This window comes from Bradyrhizobium sp. USDA 4353, from assembly GCF_054063215.1.
The window spans coordinates 3629862-3650805 of the sequence record NZ_JBSSGB010000001.1 but is presented as its reverse complement, the minus strand read 5'-3'; the positions used below and the strand labels follow the sequence as shown (position 1 = coordinate 3650805).

Here is a 20944-nt window from a genome sequence, read left to right as displayed (position 1 = left end):
ACTGTCAGGCCGCCGCAGCGAGCGACGGCCGAAACGTGCGTTACTCACGCCTCAGGCCACGGCAGCTTCGCCGAAGGCCGGAACGGTTGCGGGAGGCACGGGACGGACGCCATCCATCACCTCGTCTGCCTCCAGATCGTACAGCTCGCGCGCGATCTGCGCGGTGAGCCCCGCCGGAACGTCGTCGAACACGACGCGCCCCTGCGCCATGCCGATCAGGCGATCGCAATAGCTCCGCGCGAGGTCGAGCGAATGCAGATTGCAGACCACGGTAATCCCAAAATGCTTGTTGATGCGCAGCAGCGCATCCATGACGATCTTGGTGTTGCGCGGATCGAGCGAGGCGATCGGCTCGTCGGCTAGGATGATCTCGGGGTTCTGCACCAGCGCGCGGGCGATCGCGACGCGCTGCTGCTGGCCGCCGGAGAGCTGATCGGCGCGCTGCGCGGCCAGCGAGGCCATGTCGAACTGCTCGAGCGCGGACAACGCCATCGCGACATCTTCCGCCGGCCACAGTTGCGCCAGCGAGCGCCAGGACGGGACCTGGGCGAGGCGGCCCATCAGAACGTTGGTGAGAACATCGAGCCGGCCGACCAGATTGAACTGTTGGAAGATCATCGCCGAGCGGGCGCGCCACTGGCGCAGCTCGCGGCCGCGCAGCGCCGTGATGTCGAGATCCTTGAACAGAACTTGTCCGGAGCTGATCGGACTCAGCCGGTTGATCGAGCGCAGCAGGGTCGACTTTCCGGCGCCCGAGCGTCCTATCACGCCGACGAAGCTACCGGGCGCCACCGAGAAGGACGCATTGTCGACCGCGGCTTTCGCGCCGAAACGGCACGTCAGACCATTGACCACCAGCATGGACTTCTCCAGACGCCTCGCTTTGCCCCTACCGCTAGCGTCTGGTTTCAACAGTTATGTGACAGCCTTTTTACGCTCACTCCGTCATCCACATCGGCAGCCGTTGCGTCATTGACGCGTCATGCAACTGTCATGATGAGCGACCTACAGGTTCTGTTTGATCTCCAGGGGAATAGAGCAAGACATGGCCGGCAAATCGCTTTCCATCGATCCCACCGTCGATCCCAGCGCCAAGCTCCACGAGACGCAGCTCGGCGCGTATTGCGAGGTCGGCGCCCGCACCATCCTTCACGAGGTGACGATGGGCGACTATTCCTATGTCGTCAACGACGCTCAGATCACCTACACGACGATCGGCAAGTTCTGCTCGATCGCGGCGATGACCCGCATCAATCCGGGCAATCACCCGATGCATCGCGCCACCCAGGCCCACTTCACCTATCGCGCCAGCGCCTATTTCCCCGGCGAGGCCGACGATGCGGAGTTCTTTGCCTGGCGCAGGCAGCATCACGTCGCCATCGGTCATGACGTGTGGATCGGCCATGGCGCGATCGTGCTGCCGGGACGGAACATCGCCACCGGCGCCGTGGTCGCCGCAGGCGCTATTGTCACCAAGGACGTGCCCGCCTACACCATCGTCGCCGGCAATCCCGCCCGGATCATCAAGCGACGCTTTCCGGTCGAGGTCGAGCAACGACTCGTCAACCTCGCGTGGTGGGACTGGGATCACGACACGCTGCGCGCGGCGCTGCCGGATTTCCGGCAGCTCGAGATCGGCGCCTTCCTGGACAAATACGAGGCGGCTCTCGACGGCGGACGCCAGCTGCGGCAGAGTGCCGCGCGATGACCGACATTTCCATCTCCTGCGGCCGCTGCCTGATCGGCTCCGAGCTCGTTGACACCTCCCTGACCTTGTCCGAAGGCGTGATCGACCGGCTCGATGCCCCGACACGTGCTGGCGCTCTTGATCTCGATGCCGCCGGCCTCACGGTGCTGCCGGGCATCGTCGACATCCATGGCGATGCGTTCGAGCGGCAGATGATGCCGCGGGCCGGCGTCGATTTCCCGATCGACGTCGCGCTGGTCGATAGCGATCGGCAGGCCGTCAGCAACGGCATCACCACCGTGTTCCATGCGACGACATGGTCGTGGGAGCCGGGCCTGCGCAGCGCCGGCAATGCGCGCCAACTGCTGGAGGCGATCGAAAATCTGCGGCCCCGGCTCGCGGCCGACACACGCTTCCATCTCCGCCATGAGACCTACAATCTCGATGACGAGGACGAGATCGGCCAGCTACTCGCCGCCCGACGCATCGACCTGTTCGCGTTCAACGACCACATGGACGCGACGGTCGCGAGCCTCGACAAGCCGCACAAGCGGCAGCGGATGGTCGATCGCACCGGCCTCACCGGCGACGAGTTCGATCGCCTGGTCGCGCGCATTGTGACCCGCGCCGATGCCGTGCCGGCGTCGATCGCTCGGCTCGCCGAGGCCGCGCGCAAGGCCGGCGTCCGCATGTTGTCGCATGACGATGAGAGCCCGGAGATGCGCCGGGCGTTTCGCGGACAGGGCGTCGGAATCGCCGAGTTTCCTGTCAATGAGGAGACCGCGCGGGAGGCCGCGGCAGGCGGCGACGCGATCGTCTTCGGCGCTCCCAATGTCGTGCGCGGCGGCAGCCATACCGGCTGGACCAAGGCCAGCGACATGATCGCCAAGGGCCTGTGCTCGGTGCTCGCGTCCGACTATTACTATCCAGCCCCCCTGCTCGCGGCCTATCGTCTCGTCGCCGACGGCATTTTGCCGCTGGCCCGCGCCTGGAGCCTGATCTCGGCCGGCCCCGCGCAAGCGGCGGGCCTGTCCGACCGCGGCGCGCTCGCGCCCGGGCAGCGCGCCGACATCATCCTCGTCGATGACAGCTTGCCTATGCGCCCGAGAGTCGTCGCCGTGATCGCCGCCGGCCGCCTCGTCCATCTCACCGACGCCGGTCGCCTCAGCGCACGCGCGTCGCAGCGCGAAGCAGCGGCGGAGTGAGGGCATGGCCAACTTTCCGCGCTACGCCATCTACTACACGCCCGCGCGGGACACGGCGCTTGCCGCGTTTGGCGCCGATCTTCTCGGCTACGACGCCTGGACCGGCAACGAACGGCAGTTCCCAAGCGAAGTGCGCGAAGCTGTGCCCGATTGGGCGGAGCTCACCGCCGACGCGCGGAAATACGGCTTCCATGGCACGCTCAAAGCGCCGTTTCCGCTGCACGATGCGCGCACCGAAGCTGAGCTGTCCGCCGCCTGTGCTGCTTTCGCGGCAACTCCCCGCGCCGTTCCCGTCATCCGTCCCGTCGTCGATGCCATCAGCGGCTTCATCGCGGTGATCCCCGGCGAAGCGTCGGCGGAGCTGCAACACCTCGCCGCCGCCTGCGTCGAGACGTTCGAGCCCTTTCGCGCGCCGATGAGCGCGGAGGACCGTGCCCGGCGCAAGCCGGAGATGCTGACGCCGCGCCAGCGCGAGCAACTCGACCGCTGGGGCTATCCCTACGTCATGGACGATTTCCGCTTCCACATGACGCTGACCTGCCGGCTGTCCGACGAGCGGCGCGCGCCTGTGCTTGCGATGCTGCGCGATCGCTTCGCCGAGCTGGATCTCCGCGGCCTCGCCATCGATCGGATCGCACTATTCCGCCAAGCCAGCTCGACGAGCCGGTTCGGCATCCTCAATAGCTGGGCGCTCGCCGAGAGCTGAGGTCAGTTCGGCGCAGTCGCGAAATGCGGCGGCGATTGCGGATTGAACATCGACAGCGGCGGCGAGATGTCGGCGCGGTCGCGCGGCAGCGCCTCGCGCATGTCCCGCTGCAGGAAGGCGATCAGCTTCTCGCGGACCTCGCAGCGCAGGTCCCAGGCCTGCGGCGCATTGCGCGCGCTCACCAAGGCCCGCAGCTCCATGGTGCGCGCGTTGGTGTCGACCACCTGCAGGTTGACCACCGCGCCATCCCAGATCTTGGACTCCTTGGCCACCTCCTCCAGCCGCCTGCGGATGCGCGGCACGTCCGCGGCGTAGTCGACATGCAGCACCACAGAGCCGATCAGCGAGGCCGCATCGCGGGTCCAGTTCTGGAACGGGCGCTCGATGAAGTAGGACAGCGGCACCACCATGCGGCGCCAGTCCCACAGCCGGATCACGACATAGGTCGAGGCGATGTCCTCGACCCAGCCCCATTCGTTCTCGATGATGACGGCATCCTCGATCCGGATCGGCTGCGTCACCGCGATTTGCACGCCGGCAATCAAATTGCTGAGCAGCGGCCGTGCGGCGAGACCGACGATCAAACCGGCGGCGCCGGCCGATGCGAACAGGCTGACGCCATATTGCCGGACCGAGTCGAACGTCATCAACGCCGCGGAGACCGCGACGATGATGATCAGGGTATCGATCACACGCTTGAAGACACGCACCTGGGTGACGTGCTTACGCGCGAGAAAATTCTCGGTGATGTCGTCGCGAAAGCGCTGAAGATAGCGCGCCGACACCATGTCGACGATACGGATCGTGATCCAGCCGATCAGCGCGATGGTCGAAACCACGAACAGATGCGCGAGCGCACGCCGCCAGCCCTCGTTCAACGGTGCCAGCGGCAGCACCAGAGCGACCGCGATCAAACAGAGCGCGAGCCGCGCAGGGCCCGCGGTCCGCTGCAGGATCGGCAGCAGGATCGACTGACGTGATCGGATCGCGCGCCTCACCAGCGCGCGCAGGACCTTGTAGACGAGCAGCGCGCCCGTGATGGCGCCGATGATCAGAGCCGGCCCGATCATCCAGTCCGGAACCAGTGCGGACAGTTGCTGCACGAGTGCCTGCATGCTGTGTTCTCCCTTGCGGCCTCAAGCGCCTTCAACTCGTGAGGCCGCCGGGAGAGTCGGACGTTAGCCGCAGTGCAGCATTCTCGTGCCGCATGGCTTCCAAGCTTGCAGCGAGGCGAATCTAGACCGCCTTGGTCAAGGCTCCATCGATGATCAGGTTGGTTCCAGAGATTCGGCTGGCCAGCGGGCTCGCCAGCATCACGACGCCATAGGCGACCTCCTCGGCGGTTCCCATTCGTCCAGTCGGGTTCAGGCCCATCGCCATCTTGAACAGATCGGGCGATCCGTTCTCGATGTTCTGCCAGATGCCGCCTTCGAAATAGGTGTTGCCCGGCGACACCGCGTTGACGCGGATGCCCTTGCTCACGAGCTGGTGCGCGAGCCCCTTCGCATAATGGATCAACGCGCCCTTGATCGCGCCATAGGAGCCCGCGGCGAAATCGACCTCGAAGCCGGATACGCTGGAGATGATGCTGATCGAGGCCGACTTGGACTGCTCGAGATAGGGAACCGCCGCCGCGATCGCATTGACGGTATGCATCATGTCGACGCGGAAGGATTTCTCCCATGTCTCGGCCGTGTCGCCGACGGCCAACGCGCTGACATTACAGACCACGCAGTCGACACCGCCGAGCTCCTTGGCCGCACCGTCGACCCAGCCCTTCAAAGCGACGGGATCGGCGACGTCGATCCCCTGCCCCCACGCCTTCACACCCTTTGCCGCGAGCTTCGCGACGACCTTGCTGACGGCCTCCGCATCACGGGCGCAGATCGCCACGTTGGCGCCTTCGGCAGCAAACAAGTCGGCGATCGCAAGCCCGATGCCCTTGCTGCCGCCCGTGATCAGCACGCTCTTGCCGGCCAATCCCAGATCCATGATGTTCTCCTTCGTTTCGAGTGGACGGCGTCAGCCGTGATAGCCGGCGAGCAAGGCCTTGTTGACCTTGCAGATGTAGGTGTATTTCGGATTGACCACCTGGGTGCAGCGGGCTTCGGCGACCTGGCCGAGCAGCATGTAGGCCTCCGCCGCCGGGATCTTCCAATCATCCTCCAGCCAGTTGATCATCTCCTCGAACGCGATCCGCATCGCATCCTCCAGGGGGCGCGCGCAGCCGAGCGTGCAGATATGTGTCGGCGTCTCGATCCGCGGGTGATTCAGCCGCGCCGGCGCCTTGTCGAGCGAGACCTTGACGGTGAGGTTCGCAGCGATCTCGATCGCGCCCATGCCGTTGGCTTCGCCATCGCCCTGGATGGCGTGGCAGTCGCCGAGGAAGAGATGCGCGCCGTCCTTGTTGACGCGGAAGAACACCGAATTGCCGGACGTGATCTCCTGGACGTCGAGATTGCCGCCATGCGGACCATTGTCGATCGTGAGCACCGCGCCATGCACCGGCGCAACGCCGGCGACGCCGATCATCGGCCGCACCGGCAGCTTCACATGCTCGTTCCACAGCACGTGGCCATCCTCGACGGCGACGACGCGGGTCTGGATACCGAACTCCTTGCGCCGCACCCAGTCGGGAAACATGCCGATGCCCGGCCACAACGCAGTGAAGCCGAGGCGATCGAGCTCCATGTCGAGGATGTCGAGCCGCAGCATGTCGCCGGCCTTGGCGCCGCGCACCTCGATTGGACCGGTCGCGCCGTTGACGTAAGGCAGCGTCACGTCGCTTTCGATCAGTTGCTGGCCGAGCGCGCGAATGGTGCCATCATTGACGTTGATGGCGCATTCGACGACGAAGATCTCACCGGGCTCGACCGACGCGATGAACGTATCATCGCCGGAGAGCGCGTATTTGATATTGCCAGCCTTGCCGATGCGCTTTGACATGATCACTCCCTGTTTGTCTGCCGTTACGTTTCTGGTGATGCTTCATGTTGAACGCCGGGCCTCACCGTTGCAGCTGCCGGCGCCATGGCATCAGCAGCTGCTCGATCTTGCCGACGGCAAACGTCAGAATCAGCGCCAGCGCGATCGTCGCGACCAGCGCGGCAAACACCTTCGGAATGATGTACAGCGAGCCAGCCTTGAAGATCGCGTGCCCCAGGCCCTCCGATGACGACATGAACTCGCCGACGATGGCCCCGATCAGCGCAAAGCCGACCGTGAGCTTCAGCCCGGCGAAGATGTCCGTGAGCGAAGCCGGCACCACGAGCTTGCGGAAGATCTGGAACTTGGAGGCGCCGAGGGTGCGCAACAGATTGATCTGGTCGGGATCGACGCCGGTTGCGCCCTTGTAGGAGGTCACGAGCGCGACGATCACGACCGACAGCGTGGACATTGCCACCTTCGAGATCAGGCCGGTGCCGAACCAGATGATGATGATCGGCGCCAGCGCGATGATCGGGATCGAGCCGAGCGCGATCACGAACGGCTCGACCACGCGGGAGATGAAGCGCGAATACCAAAGAGAAAGACCGATCATCGTGCCGATGCAGTTGCCGACGAAGAAGCCGAGCAGCGTCTCGAGGCCCGTCACGGAGGTGTCGCGCCAGAGGCTGCCGTCAAAGGCCATCTGCGACAGGAACTTGAAGATCGCCGAGGGCGAGCCGAACATGAAGGCCGCCGCCTTGTTCTGCCCCGTCGCGTATTCCCAGAACGCAAGAAACGCCGCGAGCACGACGAGCTGGGTCGCGAGCACCCCGAGCGTGCTGCGCAGGCGGAGCCATCGCCGTGCCGGAGCTGCGCGATCGCTCGGTGCCTTGGCGGTGGGCGGCGCCACATCAATATCAGCGATCATTGCAGCACCACGTCGAGATCGGCCCAGATGCTGCGGACGTAATGGCTGAAGCCCGGCGCCTGCCGGACCGAGATCACGTCGCGACGATCGGCGCCGAGCGCGATGTCATAGACCGCCTTGATCTGCGTCGGACGCTTGGTCAGCACGATCACGCGGTCGGCCAGCGACACCGCCTCCTCGATGTCGTGGGTAATCAGCAGCAGCGAGCGCCGTCCCTTCCGCACCAGATCGACCGTGTCATTCTCGATCAGCAGCTTGCTCTGGAAATCGAGCGCGGCGAACGGCTCGTCGAGCAGCAGCACGTCGGGCTCGTTGACCAGCGTGCGCGCCAACGCCACGCGTTGCCGCATCCCGCCGGACAGGGTCGATGGATAGTGATCGGCGAAGCCATGCAGACCGAGCTGGTCGAGCATCGCGCGGCAGCGATCCTCGGCCTGGGCCGCCGGTACGCCGCGGATTTCCAGGCCGAGCATCGTGTTACCGAGCGCGGTCCGCCACGGCAGCAGCAGATCCTTCTGCAGCATGTAGCCGACGTTCTGCGGCTGTCCTGCGACCTCCCGGCCATGCCAACGGATGCGGCCGGCATCGAGCGCGAGCAGTCCGCACAGCGTGTTCAGGAGCGTCGTCTTTCCGCAACCGGACGGGCCGACGATGCTGACGATCTCGCCCTCTCGCAAGGTCAGGCTGAGGTCGCCGATGACAGGCACGATGCGGCCACCGTCGAGCTCGTAGCTCTTGGCCACGTGCTCGACGACGAGCGGGGGCACGGGCGCCACCGCAGCGCCCGGCCCTGTTTGCATCGTACCGCTCACCTCAATCATTTGAGACTGGCGATCGCCTTCTCAGCAAACGAATTGTCGATGATCTGGTCGAACGGCACCGAGCCCTTGGCGTTGCCGAGATAGACCTGCATCTCCATCAGGTTGGCCCACTGGTCGGTCTTGGTGATCACCGACTGCGCCGGGATGAGATATTTCAGCTCGGCATCGATCGCCTTGTCCACGACCTCGCCCGGAAGGTCCGGGAACTCCTTGCGCGCGACCTCCTTGGAGAACGCCGGGTCGGCATAGGTCTTGCGCGAGGCTTCCTCGAACGAGGTCACCAGCGCCTGCACCATCTCGGGGTCCTTCTGGATCGTGGTCGGCAGCACCATGATGCCGGTGTTGCAGAACGGGCCGATGTAGTTGGAGAAGTCGAACACCACCTTGGCGCCCTGCGCCTCGGCTGCCGATACGCTCGGCTGATAAGCGATGGCGATATCGGCCTGCCCCGCCAGCATCGCCGCGATTTCGGTGCCGGGATTGACCGGCACGATCGTCGCATCGACGCCGACCTTCATGCCCGCCTTCTCCAACAGCCGCTTGGCGACGCTGTAATTGGTGTTGGGCTCCGGCGAGGTCACGATCTTGAGGCCTTTGAAGCCCTTGGGATCGGTGATCGGCTCCAGCGTCTTGGAGACGCCGAAATAATGCGCACGCTGCACGACCGTGCCGACGACCACGCCCGGGCCGCCATTCTCGCGCGAGATCTGCGCCATCGTCGCATCGCCGATCGCGAAATCAGCGGAGCCGCCGAGGACGGCCGCGAAGGTCTGGGTGTCGCCGCCGGCGGCGCTCACCTGCATGTCCAGGCCGTTCTTCTTGAAGATGCCAGCATGCATGCCGACGTAGAGATTGATGTAGCCGAGGTTATGCACGGCCTCGCTGAAGCGAACCGTCTTCAGGCCTGCGGCCGATGCCCTTCGCGTTCCGATCAAGGTCGGTGCGGCCAAGCCCGCCGCGAGCGCGGCGGAGGTTGCAAGGAAACGACGGCGATCGATCGATGGATTTGCGCTCGCGGATATTGCCGAGACACGTTCGCTCATGGTGCAGAACTCCTCCCAGGCGTTGAAACTCTGAGCGGAGACTATGGTCAGGCGGCCACGCAGCAAGGCGAAATAACAGACGCGATCTGCTGAAAAGCTGACAACAACGAGAACGGCGGAGACCGCCATCACTGCGAGACGCTGCGCGCTGCCGAGCGCTTGTCACCTTGCTGCCGCTTCTCAAGCCGCCGTGGTCAAACGTGCATCGCAACACCGGCAATAATGTCAATTTTGCCATTCCGACCGCACAAAGAAATTGCACGGGGATCGGTGGCCGACGCGCCGCAGGAGCTTGCACAAGCGGCGCGACGGTATCGTCGTCAACCTCGTTCTGCGCTGGCACCGACATACACCCTGCGCATGCGCCCCACTCCTTCATGCCGATGTCACGAATCGTACCCCGACGGCTCATGCGCCCCGCGCTTGGTCAGGTCTCGAACATTGCAGTCATTCGCAATCGCAACATCGGCAAAACCAGTGTTGCGTTTCCGACAACGCATTGATGTTGATAGCTAATGGCATATCGCTTGCAATGCACAATGCGCCTCGCTATTGCAGCGCAGAAATTTCTTGGAGTGCGACATGCTCGGAATTGGAAGTAAGCTGCCTTCGTTCGAAATCGTCGGTGTGAAGCCCGGTTTTCACCTGCAGGAGGAGAAGGGCGAGAGCGCCTTCGAGACCCTGACCGAGACCAGCTTCCCCGGTAAGTGGAAGATCATCTTCTTCTATCCGAAGGACTTCACCTTCGTCTGCCCGACCGAGATCGCCGAGTTCGCGCGCCTGTCGAAGGACTTCGCCGATCGTGACGCCGTCGTGCTCGGCGGCTCGACCGACAACGAGTTCTGCAAGCTGGCCTGGCGCCGCGATCACAAGGATCTGCACAAGCTGCCGATCTGGCAGTTCGCCGACACCAAGGGCTCGCTCGTCGATGGCCTCGGCGTCCGCTCGCCGGATGGCGTCGCCTATCGCTACACCTTCATCGTCGACCCGGACAACACGATCCAGCACGTCTATGCGACCAATCTCAACGTTGGCCGCGCGCCGAAGGACACGCTGCGCGTGCTCGACGCGCTGCAGACCGACGAGCTTTGCCCGTGCAACCGCGAGGTCGGCGGCGAGACCCTGAAGGTCGCCTGATCATGTCGATCGAGCAGCTCAAGGACCAGATCCCGGACTTCGCCAAGGACGTCAGGTTGAACCTGTCGTCCATGGCGTCCGACGAGACGCTGTCGCCGCAGGCCAAATACGGCCTGTTCGTCGCCTGCGCGATTGCGACCCGCAATCCGGCGGTGACGGCGGCGTTCGAATCGGTCGCAGCAGCGCATCTGTCGCCGGCAGCCTTGACTGCGGCAAAGTCCGCCGCCGCGATCATGGCGATGAACAACGTCTACTATCGCTTTGTGCACCTTGCCTCCAACAAGGAGTACGCGACGATGCCGGCCCGGCTGCGGATGAACGTCATCGCCAACCCGGGCGTCGACAAGGCTGATTTCGAGCTGTGGTCGCTCGCGGTGTCCGCGATCAACGGCTGCGGCACCTGCATCGACGCGCATGAGAAGGTCCTGCAGGATGCGGGCGTGCCCGCCGCCTCGATCCAGACGGCCGTCCGCTTTGCCGCCATCATCCAGTCGGTTGCTGTCGCCATCGAGGCCGCTGGTGTGACCGTCGCCCTCGCGGCCGAGTAGAAATCGACCCGATATGTGAATGCGGCCGGCCTCGTCCGGCCGCATTTTCTTTTTCGCGATTTCCCGCTTGAGTTGTAAATCTGAGCCCGTCGCCCGCAACCGATCGGGGAACTAAGCCTCTGACCTCGCGGCAAAGTCGGGACCGCTGCGGCACCCAGATACTCCAGGCCATCATCCTCGAATGCGGCAAGGCCTGCAGCGGGTTCGCGCTTGACGAGCATTCATCAAGACGACCAGCCGGGAAATTTCCATCAAATAGCCTTACCAACTCACGCTTCCCGCCAAGAACATTGATCAGCTTAAGGGCCAAGCAACATCGAATGTGTTCGGGGCGCGCGAAAACCGTGGCGCCTGTGTCGGAAGGAAACCGGACCTGTCAGTCTCGACGGAAGCGTTAGTGCATTCCCTCCGAACTCGCAGCATGCGATCCTCGGCCGGACCGCGCGTGCCTGACGCCCTGAATCTCTCTCCCACGATCCGATCGTCGGAGACAGGAGGCTAGTGATGAGTGCTCCAGCTGAGAACGATCCGGCAAAACCGGCGCCGCCATGGGCGAGCGAGGAGCTTCGTAAATATGCGCCCCGCCGGCACCAGCCGGACGCTGCCCCCCAAGACATGCTGGAGGAAGGCCCCCGTCTGCCGCATCACCTGATCGCGCGCAGCAGCTTCCTGCCGGCGCGGACGCCCGTGATCGACCTCGACGATGAGGAGCAGCGGCGGGCGTGGAGTGCGAAGCTCGATCCCGTCGTGATGCCGCTGCCGCCGGAGGATAGCGACAAGGCGTCCCGTATTGGCGGCCTGATCAAGATTGGCGCCGCTATCGGCGTGGCGGCCTCGGTCGCCATGATCGTCGCGAACGCGATCTCCTTCGACAACGGCGCATCGACATCGGTGGTCAAGACCCCGATCATGCCGTCCACCGTGCTGGAGAGCCTCGCCCAGATCGACCCCGCCGAAGCCAAGGTCGCCCAGGACGATCCGCCGCAGACGGTCGCGTCGCTGGTGGCGCCCAGCGCGACCGACATTGCAACGCGCTCCTGGCCGTCAGCTCCGCAATCGCCGCCGCCGGCGGCCGCCCCACCGGCGGTCTCGACCAGCCTGCCTCCTGCGCTGCCGGCGGCTCCGTCGCGTCCGGCCGCTCCCATGCCCCGTGACGAGGTCGACGCGCTGATGAAGCGCGGGCGCGACCTGCTGGCCGCGGGCGACGTCGCCAGCGCGCGCCTGATCCTCACCCGGCTGTCGGATGCAGGAATCGCCGACGCCTCGCTGCTGCTGGCGCGCACCTATGATCCGGCCGAGCTGACGAAGTCGCGCCTGCTCGGGGCCGTTCCCGATGCGGCCAAGGCCCGCACTTGGTATCTGAAGGCGGCGGAGCAAGGATCGCCGGAAGCCAGCCGCCGCGTCTCCGCGGCACGCTGACGTCTCAGACTGAGCAACGCGCGAGCGCGATCCCGACCGCTCTCGTCCGAAGAGCGGCTGATATCGCCTGCGCTCCAACGACGAAGATGTGCACAGGTGACTGCGGCGTCAGCGCACGGCCTGCATCCTGCCGATCTGCACCTGCACGTCGCAAGGGCGCGCAAGATACGGCGCCGAGGTGACCAGCACGTCGGCGCCCGCAGCGGCATAGGCGGCGGCGTTCTGCGCATTGACGCCGCCTGCTGCGGCAACGACCGGCCTGACCTGCAAAGTCGCCATGGCCTTGATCCGCGCGACCAGCGCCGCGATGCCATCCGCCGTGAACTTCTCGGCCTGGATCACGTCGAAGCCGGCCGCAGCGGCCGCAACAGCCTGCTCGAGACCCGTGACCTCGATGACGAGACGCTTCTCCGGAGCGATCCGGCGCAACCGTGTGGCGACATCCGCGAGCGGAATCTCTCCAAGAAATGCCCGATGCTCGGGAAAGACCAGGATCGTCTCGGACAGGCCGAGCCGGTGCATCACCGCGCCTCCAGCCTTGACCGCGGCGACGGCGAATGGCTTCGCGCCCGGAACGTTCTTGCGTGTGAAAGCAACCGCGATATCCGGCCTGACCGCCCGCGCGGCACGCACGATCGCGGCAGCCTCGCTTGCCACGCCGGACCAGATCTCGATCAGCGTCTGCGCCACCTTCCAGCTCCTCAGAAGGCACGCGGCAGTCCCCTCCGCCCGCAGGATCGGCGCCCCCTTCTCCAACACTGCTCCGCTGGTCGCGCGCAGCTCGACGCGGCTGCCCGCGAGCTCGATCAGCGCAGCCGCATCTTCGGCCATCGCCAACACCATCCGGTCGCGCGCAGTGAATTCCATCTGCCCAGGCTCGGCCCCAATGCCCAACGCCTCGGTGGTCAAGTCGCCATGGGGAACGTCGTCGCGGAGCAGCGTTTCCAGGTCATGCTGAGTGGCAATGGTCGGCACGCGCCACATCTCCTCTTTGTGTCCAAGACGAATTCTCGATATATCTGCCACGCGCTAATCGGCCTCGATCGCCGGGCCGGCTTGGCCGGACGCCCGCGCGGGATGACGGCCCCCTTCGAGGCCCACCCATGACGCCGCACGATCCTTCCGAGCCGGCAGAGCTCGATCCGCCCCGTCTCGCGGCCATCCTCTACGGGCCGGGCGACGATGCCGATGTCCTGCTCGACACGTTCACCCAGGGCCTCCTGCAGCGCGGCGTACGCGTCGGCGGCATCGTTCAGCGCAACACCCGCGACGAGATCGGCCGCAAGAGCGGGATGGATGTGATCGATCTCACCAATGGCGACACCATCTCGATCTGCCAGGACCTCGGCAGCGGGTCGACGGCCTGCAAGCTCGACGCCGCAGGCCTTGCCGAAGCCGGCATGGCCGTTCATCGCGCCATCGCCGCTCATGCCGAGCTCATCGTGATCAACAAGTTCTCCAAGCAGGAAGCCTTGGGAAGCGGCTTGCGCGGCGAGCTCGCCGACGCGATCACGTCGGGGATTCCCGTGCTGACCGCCGTGCCGCAGAAATGCATCGCGGATTGGCGGACGTTCACCGGCGATCTCGGCACTTTGCTGCCGCCTTCTCAGCCCGCCATGGCCGCGTGGTGGCTTGGCTTGCAATCACGTCGGTCGCCGATCGGCTGAACGCGCGCAGCGCAGCTATTTTCCGATCATGACGTCGGATGACTTGATGACGGCAGACACGCTATCGCCGACCGCGAGCCCAAGCTCTTCCACGGCTTCATTGGTAATCGCCGAAAACACCGTGAGCCCCGGTGCGAGCTCGACCCTGACATGCGCCGTCGTTGCGCCCTTGGACACCGAGACGACCTTGCCCGGCAAGACATTCCGTGCGCTCAGCTTCACCTGCTGCTCCTCATCCTTGCAGCTCCATTGCTGCAAGGGGATGTAAGCAGACACGACAGCCGGGATCAATGACCTATATCAATCATGATATAGCAGCGGCGAAGCCGCCACGTCAGGTGTTGCGGCCGCGCGCGGCTCGTGCGCATGTCAGCCGAATTTGAACAGCACGCCGTAGCCGCCGCGCGGATAGCTCCACTCGATATCGCCGCTGGCCTCGCCGATGACGCGGCAGGTGCCGCATTCGATGCAGCCGTCGACCGTGATCTCGACCTGGCCGGCATCGTTCTGCTCATAGCAGCGCGCCGGGCAGGCCTTGAGCAGCGCCTTCAGCTGCGGGCTCGGCGTCGTGTGCGGACGGACCTTGATATGGGCCCGGCCGGGATCGACCTGGTAGCGATTGTAGAACAGCTTGTCTTCGACCCGCACTGCGACATCCGTGCTCATCTCTGATCTCCCTTTGACTTCAGCTTGGCTTCACCTGCTTGGTTCATTCACCGATTAGCGCCACGCCCGGGCAAACTTGAAGGCATCGCCGAACAGGCCCGTCCACGACCGCGCGCTCACGAAGGAGCGCAGCGTGCTGCTCTCCTTCTCCTTCTTCGGCGTGCCGTCGACGCGCACGAAGTTCTGCATCGCCTTGGAGACGAGCTGCGGATAGGTCAGGAAGAAGTTCTGCGACTGGTTGTGCAGCAGCGCCGGCATGTCCTTGTACTTCTTCAGATCCTTGATGACGAAGGACTCCTCCAGCATCTTCTTGTAGAGCGCGAGGTTCGCCTTGGTCATCGGATCGCGGCGTGACTCCACCTGGAAGATCGCCTCGGCCGCGATGCGGCCGGAGGTCATCGCGAGGTTGGAGCCCTCGCGATGGATCGCATTATTGAGCTGGGCGGCATCGCCGACCACGACCCAGCCGTCGCCGCAGAGCTCCGGAATCGCGTTGTAGCCGCCCTCGGGGATCAGATGCGCCGAATACTCCTTGACCTCGGAGCCCTCGATCAGCGGCGCCACCGACGGATGCCGCTTGAAGTTCTCCAGCAGGCCGTAGGGCGTCTCGCCGGTCTTCTGGAAGTCGGAGACGAGGCAGCCGATGCCGAGCGAGATGCACTCCTTATTGGAGTAGATGAAGCCCATGCCGGTCATGCCGCGGGAGATCGTGCCGGCGGCCTCGATGACCGCGCCCTCATCGCCCTTCAGATTGAAGCGCGCCTCGATCGTCTCGCGCGGCAAGAAGTGCATCTCCTTGACCGCGAGCGCGACGTTCTCCGGCTTCGGCCGCTCGCGCAAGCCCGCGCGGGTGCCGAGCAGGCCGTTGACGCCCTCGGCCAAAACGACGACGTCGGCGTGGATCTCACCATCGCGGCGATCGGTCTTGACGCCGATCACCTTGCCGTAGGCGTCTTGCGCCAGCTCGGTCACCGTGGTCTCGCACAGCACCGTCGCGCCGGCTTCCTTGACCTTGGACGAGAACCATTTATCAAACTGCGCACGGATGATGGTGTAGCGGTTCGGCTTCTCCTCGTTGAAATCATCAGACTTGTAGTGCAGGCCGACATGCGACTTGTCGTCGAGCATCCAGAAGCGCTGCTCGACGAGATGCCGCTCCAACGGGGCTTCCTCGCGGAAGTCCGGGATCAGCTTCTCCAGCATGTCGGCGTAGAGGATCGCGCCCTGCACGTTCTTCGAGCCGGAATACTCGCCGCGCTCGAGCTGCAGCACCTTCAGGCCGCGCTGGGCCATGGTCAGCGCAGCCGCATTGCCGGCCATGCCGGCGCCCACCACGATCGCGTCGAAACGTTCCTCGATCATTGCCCTGCTCCTCTGTGCCTAGCTTGCGATGCGGTCGCGCGAATGCGGCGACAGGCGTGCGCGGAATGCCTCCGTCAGCGCCGGCAGCAGCCGGATCGCGTCGGTGACGATGCCGATATGCGCGAAGTCGAAGATCGGCGCGTTCTTGTCGGTGTTGATGGCGACGATCAGGTCGGCGCCCTCGACGCCGACCCGATGCTGGATCGCGCCGGAGATGCCGGCGGCGATATAGAGCTTCGGACGGATGGTCTTGCCGGTCTGGCCGATCTGGCGGTCCGACGTCACCCAGCCCTTCTGCACCAGCGGGCGCGAGCAGCCGAACTCGGCGCCGAGCACCGCGGCGAGACCCTTGACGAGCTGGAAATTCTCCGGGGAGCCCAGGCCCAGACCGCCGGCGACGACGATGTCGGCATAGGCGAGATTGGACTTGGCGGAGTCGCGGTCCGGAATGAAGGACAGGATCTTGGTGACGATGTCGTCCTCGACCAGGCCGAGCTTGTGCTCGATGATCCGGGTCGCCGGCTTTTCGATGCGGTCGGGCATCGGCATCACGCGCGGACGCACGGTCGCCATCTGCGGCCGGTAGTTCAGCGTGTAGATCGTGCACAGCAGCGAGCCGCCGAAGGTCGGCCGCGTCGCCGCCAGCGAGCCGTCGGCATCGACGTCGAGCTCGGTGCAGTCGGCGGTGAGACCGGTCAGCAAGGTGGTCGCCACCGAGCCGGCGAGGTCGCGGCCCAGCGTGGTGGCGCCGAGCAGCAGGATCTCGGGCTTGAAGGTGTTGACGGTGTCGGTCAGCGCCTTGGTGTACGCCTCGTTGCGATAGTCGGTGAGAACCTCGTCGGCCACGATGTAAGCCAGATCGGCACCGTAGCAGAACGACTCGGCGGCGGCATGCTGCACGGCTTCGCCGGGCGGTCCGATGACCACCGCTGCGAGATCGACCTTCAGCTTGTCGGCGAGCTTGCGGCCGGCGCCCATCAGCTCCCACGACACAGGGTGAACCTGACCGCGCTCCTGCTCGATGAACACCCAGACGTGCTTGTAGGCCTTGAAATGCTCCGGCAGCTCCTTCTTGGTCGCGGCGCGACCGGCTGCGGCGGGCGGTGCTTTGGTGGGTTCGCTCATGGTCGTCGGTCCCTTGATCCGTCAAAAGCCGTTAATCAGAAGCCTAGGGTCAGAAGCCGTGTGCGGAAGAGATCAGCTCGGCCTCGAGCTTCGGCTGGCGCTTGAACAGCTCGTCGATCAACGCCTCCGCCGGCGGCCGATTGGCGAAATCGACGAAGACAGCCTTCTCGGCGCGCGCCGACGGCGCGAACACGCGCTTCACGATGGTCGGCGAGCCCTTCAGGCCGCATTTGGAGATGTCCTCGACACCGGCGTCCTTGGCGCTCCACGTCACGATCTGCGCCCGCGCGGCCCGCAGCGCGTCGGCCATGCCGCCGCGACGGATCTCGTTGGTCGCCTCGAGCATCGTGACCAGGCAGGGCAGCTTGGTCTTCAACACCTGCACACCGCCCTCCGAGCGGCGCTCGGCCTCGATGGTGCGCGCGGCCGGATCGACCTCGTTGATCTTCGCCACATAGGTCAGCTGCAGCAGGCCGAGCCGCTTGGCGATGCCGGGCCCCACCTGCGCGGTGTCGCCGTCGATGGTCTGCTTGCCGGTGAACACGATGTCAGGCGCGCCGAAGGTCTCGCTGATCTTGCGGATGGCGGTTGCCAGCGCGTAGGTCGTCGCCAGCGTGTCGGCGCCGGCAAAGAAGCGGTCGGTGAGCAGCACGGCGCGATCGGCCCCGTAGGTCAGTGCGCGACGCAGCGAGTCCTCGGCCGAGGGCGGCCCCATCGTCAGCACCGTCACTTCGCCGCCGAACTTGTCACGCAGCTGCAGCGCCGCCTCGAGCGCGAACAGGTCGTAGGGATTGATGATGGTCGGCACACCCTGGCGCATGATGGTGTTGGTCACCGGATGGACGCGGATCTGCGCGGAGTCCGGGACCTGCTTGATGCAGACGACGATATGCATGCGATCTCTCCGGTGTAGGGCCTACAATGAGGACAGCAATTGTCGTACCAGTTTCGATCACGATGAATAACGTCGCCGATTCAACGCCTTGACGGAGGCACCTGAAATTCTGCTGAGAGTTCATGCAGAGGTCCGACACGTCGCAAGCAGCACGCGTCGGGAATACGACAGGACGTCAATTCGCTGTGCTCGCTCACAAACAACAGCGCCGCCGGCAGGACCGGCGGCGCTTGCGGATATCGTGATGAGCTCGCCTGTTACTTCAGCGTCGTCAGCGAGACGAACGGTTTCGGCGCGGGCTTCGGCGGTGCGACAGCTTCCTTGAGCACCTTGAAGACGCGTTGGTCGAGCGGCGTCGACACCACGAAATCCTGATAGGCCTGTTCCAGGAAGGATTTGCAGCGCGTTGCGATCTCGTCGTTGGAAACCTCCGAGAAGTCCTCGCTGACGAGATACTGGCCCATCCGCCTGAGGATGTGCAGACGACAGACGTTCAGGACCTTGGGATCGTAGTCGACGCCGAGCAGCTTGAAGAATTCTTCGGCCGCGGACGTCTGCTTCAGTTGCTCGAGCACATTCGGTGTTGCCGCACTCATTGCTTCGCTCCTTGAGTCAAAGTCGGGTCAACTTCGCATCCGTTGATCGGCGCTGGCGGCGGCGGTCCCTGGCGGACCCTCTGCCGGACATGCGCGAGCTGCGCTTCGAGGAACTCGATGCGGTCGAGCATCACCGACAGCGCCTCGCCGACCGGATCAGGCATGAGGTGATGATCGAGATCGATGCGTCCGACGGTGCGGCGATGCGAGAACTCCGGCCGCACCACTTTTGCAGGGATGCCAACCACGGTGACATCGGGCGGCGTGCTTTGGATGACGACGGAATTGGCGCCGACCCGGGTGCGCGGCCCGATCGTGATCGGCCCGAGGATTTTTGCGCCGGCACCCACGACAACGCCGTTCTCCAAAGTCGGATGCCGCTTGCCCGGCGACCACGACGTGCCGCCGAGCGTGACGCCATGATACAGCGTGACGTCGTCGCCGACCTCCGCGGTCTCGCCGATGACGACGCAGGCGCCGTGATCGATGAAGAAACGGCGGCCGATCTCGGCGCCGGGATGAATGTCGACATTGGACAGGAAGCGGCCGAGCCACGACAGCAGCCGCGCCGGAAACCGCCAGCCGCTGATCCAGAAGCGATGCGCAAGGCGGTGCCAGATCAGCGCGTGGATGCCGGGATAGGTCAGCAAGGTCTCGATCTCGCTGCGCGCGGCCGGATCGCGCGAGCGGACGCAGCCGATGTCCTCGCGGATCAGGCGGAACAGCGACGGCGGGCTCGCCTCGGCGGCGACGTTCTTGACGATCGGGTTATCCATGATGTCGGTCATGATCAGGCAAAGCTCGCATGCGGGTGATCACAAACTTCGCGCCAGATGGCGGCAACGGCTTCCTTCGGCACAGGACCCTTGTGCGCGACCGCATGCTTGCGCACGCGCGCGAGAATGCGTTGCGCCTGGTCGGCGCTCGCCGGCAGGCGCAGATCCGACAGCAGCGACGTGATCGCCGAGAGACCTGAATGCTTGCCGATCACGATCCGGTTCGAGCGGCCGAACAGCACGGGATCGAGCGCCTGGTAGGTACGCTGGTCCTTCAGCAGGCCGTCGACGTGAATGCCGGACTCGTGGGTGAAGACATGCTCGCCGACGATCGCCTTGTTCAGCGGGATCGCGCGCGCCGCGGCGGCCGCGACGACATTGGCGACATGATCGAGCTCGGCCAGAACGATGCCGGTCTCGCGACGGTAGAGCTGCCGCAGTGCGACGGCGACCTCCTCCAGCGGCGCATTGCCGGCGCGTTCGCCGAGACCGATCACCGTCACCGACGCATGTGTCGCGCCGGCCTTGATCGCCGCGAGCGTGTTGGCGGTGGCAAGGCCGAGATCGTCATGGCCGTGAAATTCAATCTCCAGGTCCGTCGTCGCGCGCAGAGCTCCGACCAGCGCCGATGTCGCATCGGGATCGAGCACGCTCAAGGTATCGGCGACACGGAAGCGCCGCGCGCCGAGTGCCTTGGCCGTCGCGATCACTTCGGCGAGGAAGCCGACATCCGCGCGCGAGGAATCCTCGCCGCCGACGGCAACATCCAATCCCCGGCTCCTGGCATAGCTGACGACGCGCTTGAGCAATTCCAGCGCGACGCTGCGGCCACCGCCGAGCTTGGCCGCGATCTGAACGTCCGACGTCGGGATGGAGACATTCACCATCGATACGCCGGCAGCGATCGCGGCATCGACATCCGCCTCGCGCATCCGGCACCAGCCGATGATGGTCGCCGGCAGACCGGCCTCTACGATCGCTCTGATAGCAGCGACCTCGTCAGCGCCCATCGCGGGCGTGCCGGCTTCGATCTCGGGAACGCCGGCCCGCGCTAGCGCGCGGGCGATCGCGACCTTCTCGGCGAGAGCGAAAGCGACACCCGGGGCCTGCTCGCCATCGCGGAGGGTGGTGTCGTTCAGGATGACCCGGGGCATCAGAGGAGAGCCGGCATCCAGGACATTCTTGCTGAGTGTCTTGGGCTCGCGCTGTCCGAAGACGTCAGGCATTCACTTGCTCCGTCGCAACCTGTGTTGACCGCCAGAGCAGTTCGCTCAATCCACGGCCTGCCAGTCACTCAGCAACGGCCATGCCAGGGCCGATCACCATCCTATTTGCTTGAATGCAAATGGCTTTTGCAAACGACGCCGATTGTCGGATTTGTAACAGGGTCGGGAATCGGACGTGGCGGAGATGGAGAGATTTACGCCCACGCGGG

The 20944-nt window shown here is 65.0% G+C and carries 23 protein-coding genes; 7 read left to right on the top strand and 16 right to left on the bottom strand.

The genetic code is table 11. From position 1 onward, the window contains the following. Positions 1 to 51: 51 nt before the first annotated feature. Positions 52 to 861 carry a phosphonate ABC transporter ATP-binding protein gene (gene phnC, locus ACVILH_RS16275; RefSeq protein WP_456713788.1) on the bottom strand — a complete coding sequence of 270 codons (810 nt, stop codon included), beginning with the start codon at positions 859 to 861 and terminating at the stop codon, positions 52 to 54. Between the two features lie 184 nt (positions 862 to 1045). Between phnC and ACVILH_RS16270 the strand changes: the two genes are divergently transcribed. The 3 genes from ACVILH_RS16270 to ACVILH_RS16260 are packed head-to-tail and all read left to right on the top strand — an operon-like array spanning position 1046 to position 3598. Then, a complete protein-coding gene (locus ACVILH_RS16270; protein WP_456713787.1) occupies positions 1046 to 1708 on the top strand; it encodes a chloramphenicol acetyltransferase in 663 nt (220 codons plus the stop codon). Then, positions 1705 to 2892, top strand: coding sequence for an alpha-D-ribose 1-methylphosphonate 5-triphosphate diphosphatase (locus tag ACVILH_RS16265; protein WP_456713786.1), 1188 nt, complete (start codon positions 1705 to 1707; stop codon positions 2890 to 2892). Before ACVILH_RS16270 ends, ACVILH_RS16265 begins: the two co-directional genes overlap by 4 nt. Positions 2893 to 2896: 4 nt before the next feature. After that, positions 2897 to 3598, top strand: coding sequence for a DUF1045 domain-containing protein (locus ACVILH_RS16260; protein ID WP_456713785.1), 702 nt, complete (start codon positions 2897 to 2899; stop codon positions 3596 to 3598). 2 nt (positions 3599 to 3600) lie between these two features. Here the strand turns inward: ACVILH_RS16260 and ACVILH_RS16255 are convergent, their stop codons facing one another. The 6 genes from ACVILH_RS16255 to ACVILH_RS16230 all read right to left on the bottom strand — a co-directional run bounded on the left by ACVILH_RS16255 (position 3601) and on the right by ACVILH_RS16230 (position 9318). Continuing rightward, entirely contained in the window at positions 3601 to 4713 is a 1113-nt protein-coding gene (locus ACVILH_RS16255) for a mechanosensitive ion channel family protein (protein ID WP_456713784.1), read from the bottom strand. A 121-nt stretch (positions 4714 to 4834) separates the two neighbouring features. Next, positions 4835 to 5590, bottom strand: a complete 756-nt coding sequence (locus tag ACVILH_RS16250) for an SDR family NAD(P)-dependent oxidoreductase (RefSeq protein ID WP_456713783.1) — start codon at positions 5588 to 5590, stop codon at positions 4835 to 4837. A gap of 30 nt (positions 5591 to 5620) precedes the next feature. Beyond that, positions 5621 to 6544 (bottom strand): acetamidase/formamidase family protein, encoded by a 924-nt coding sequence (locus tag ACVILH_RS16245; RefSeq protein ID WP_456713782.1) that lies wholly within the window; start codon positions 6542 to 6544, stop codon positions 5621 to 5623. Between the two features lie 61 nt (positions 6545 to 6605). Then, the gene (locus ACVILH_RS16240) at positions 6606 to 7454 is read right to left on the bottom strand and encodes an ABC transporter permease (protein ID WP_456713781.1); all 849 of its coding nucleotides are present in this window, start codon (positions 7452 to 7454) and stop codon (positions 6606 to 6608) included. Beyond that, a complete protein-coding gene (locus tag ACVILH_RS16235; protein ID WP_456713780.1) occupies positions 7451 to 8254 on the bottom strand; it encodes an ABC transporter ATP-binding protein in 804 nt (267 codons plus the stop codon). Before ACVILH_RS16235 ends, ACVILH_RS16240 begins: the two co-directional genes overlap by 4 nt. Positions 8255 to 8271: 17 nt before the next feature. Beyond that, a complete protein-coding gene (locus ACVILH_RS16230; protein ID WP_456713779.1) occupies positions 8272 to 9318 on the bottom strand; it encodes an ABC transporter substrate-binding protein in 1047 nt (348 codons plus the stop codon). Between the two features lie 582 nt (positions 9319 to 9900). On the opposite strand from ACVILH_RS16230, the gene ACVILH_RS16225 reads away from it, so the two are divergent. The 3 genes from ACVILH_RS16225 (at position 9901) to ACVILH_RS16215 (ending at position 12422) form a co-directional block, all read left to right on the top strand. Next, a complete protein-coding gene (locus tag ACVILH_RS16225; RefSeq protein ID WP_456713778.1) occupies positions 9901 to 10455 on the top strand; it encodes a peroxiredoxin in 555 nt (184 codons plus the stop codon). A 2-nt stretch (positions 10456 to 10457) separates the two neighbouring features. Then, entirely contained in the window at positions 10458 to 11003 is a 546-nt protein-coding gene (locus ACVILH_RS16220; RefSeq protein ID WP_456713777.1) for a carboxymuconolactone decarboxylase family protein, read from the top strand. Between the two features lie 504 nt (positions 11004 to 11507). Continuing rightward, positions 11508 to 12422, top strand: a complete 915-nt coding sequence (locus ACVILH_RS16215; protein WP_456713776.1) for a sel1 repeat family protein — start codon at positions 11508 to 11510, stop codon at positions 12420 to 12422. 108 nt (positions 12423 to 12530) lie between these two features. Here ACVILH_RS16215 and modD read toward each other — a convergent pair whose 3' ends face one another. Then, entirely contained in the window at positions 12531 to 13406 is an 876-nt protein-coding gene (gene modD / locus ACVILH_RS16210; RefSeq protein WP_456713775.1) for a ModD protein, read from the bottom strand. A 119-nt stretch (positions 13407 to 13525) separates the two neighbouring features. Here modD and ACVILH_RS16205 point away from each other — a divergent pair, with 119 nt between their 5' ends. Further along, positions 13526 to 14089, top strand: a complete 564-nt coding sequence (locus ACVILH_RS16205; protein ID WP_456713774.1) for a DUF2478 domain-containing protein — start codon at positions 13526 to 13528, stop codon at positions 14087 to 14089. A 15-nt stretch (positions 14090 to 14104) separates the two neighbouring features. On the opposite strand, the gene ACVILH_RS16200 is transcribed toward ACVILH_RS16205, so the two are convergent. The 8 genes from ACVILH_RS16200 to nifV all read right to left on the bottom strand — a co-directional run bounded on the left by ACVILH_RS16200 (position 14105) and on the right by nifV (position 20663). Next, positions 14105 to 14311, bottom strand: coding sequence for a TOBE domain-containing protein (locus ACVILH_RS16200; protein ID WP_456716993.1), 207 nt, complete (start codon positions 14309 to 14311; stop codon positions 14105 to 14107). A gap of 147 nt (positions 14312 to 14458) precedes the next feature. Then, positions 14459 to 14755, bottom strand: coding sequence for a ferredoxin family protein (locus ACVILH_RS16195; RefSeq protein ID WP_456713773.1), 297 nt, complete (start codon positions 14753 to 14755; stop codon positions 14459 to 14461). A 54-nt stretch (positions 14756 to 14809) separates the two neighbouring features. Beyond that, a complete protein-coding gene (locus ACVILH_RS16190) occupies positions 14810 to 16117 on the bottom strand; it encodes an FAD-dependent oxidoreductase (protein WP_456713772.1) in 1308 nt (435 codons plus the stop codon). Positions 16118 to 16135: 18 nt separating this feature from the next. Then, complete coding sequence (locus tag ACVILH_RS16185; protein ID WP_456713771.1) at positions 16136 to 17242, bottom strand: electron transfer flavoprotein subunit alpha/FixB family protein; 1107 nt, start codon at positions 17240 to 17242, stop codon at positions 16136 to 16138. Positions 17243 to 17291: 49 nt separating this feature from the next. Then, positions 17292 to 18137 carry an electron transfer flavoprotein subunit beta/FixA family protein gene (locus ACVILH_RS16180; protein WP_456713770.1) on the bottom strand — a complete coding sequence of 282 codons (846 nt, stop codon included), beginning with the start codon at positions 18135 to 18137 and terminating at the stop codon, positions 17292 to 17294. 257 nt (positions 18138 to 18394) lie between these two features. Continuing rightward, complete coding sequence (nifW, locus tag ACVILH_RS16175; protein ID WP_456713769.1) at positions 18395 to 18733, bottom strand: nitrogenase stabilizing/protective protein NifW; 339 nt, start codon at positions 18731 to 18733, stop codon at positions 18395 to 18397. Next, positions 18730 to 19521: a serine O-acetyltransferase gene (gene cysE / locus ACVILH_RS16170; RefSeq protein ID WP_456713768.1), complete on the bottom strand. Its 792-nt coding sequence runs from the start codon at positions 19519 to 19521 to the stop codon at positions 18730 to 18732. Before cysE ends, nifW begins: the two co-directional genes overlap by 4 nt. A gap of 2 nt (positions 19522 to 19523) precedes the next feature. Then, entirely contained in the window at positions 19524 to 20663 is a 1140-nt protein-coding gene (nifV, locus tag ACVILH_RS16165; RefSeq protein WP_456716992.1) for a homocitrate synthase, read from the bottom strand. Positions 20664 to 20944: the final 281 nt, after the last annotated feature.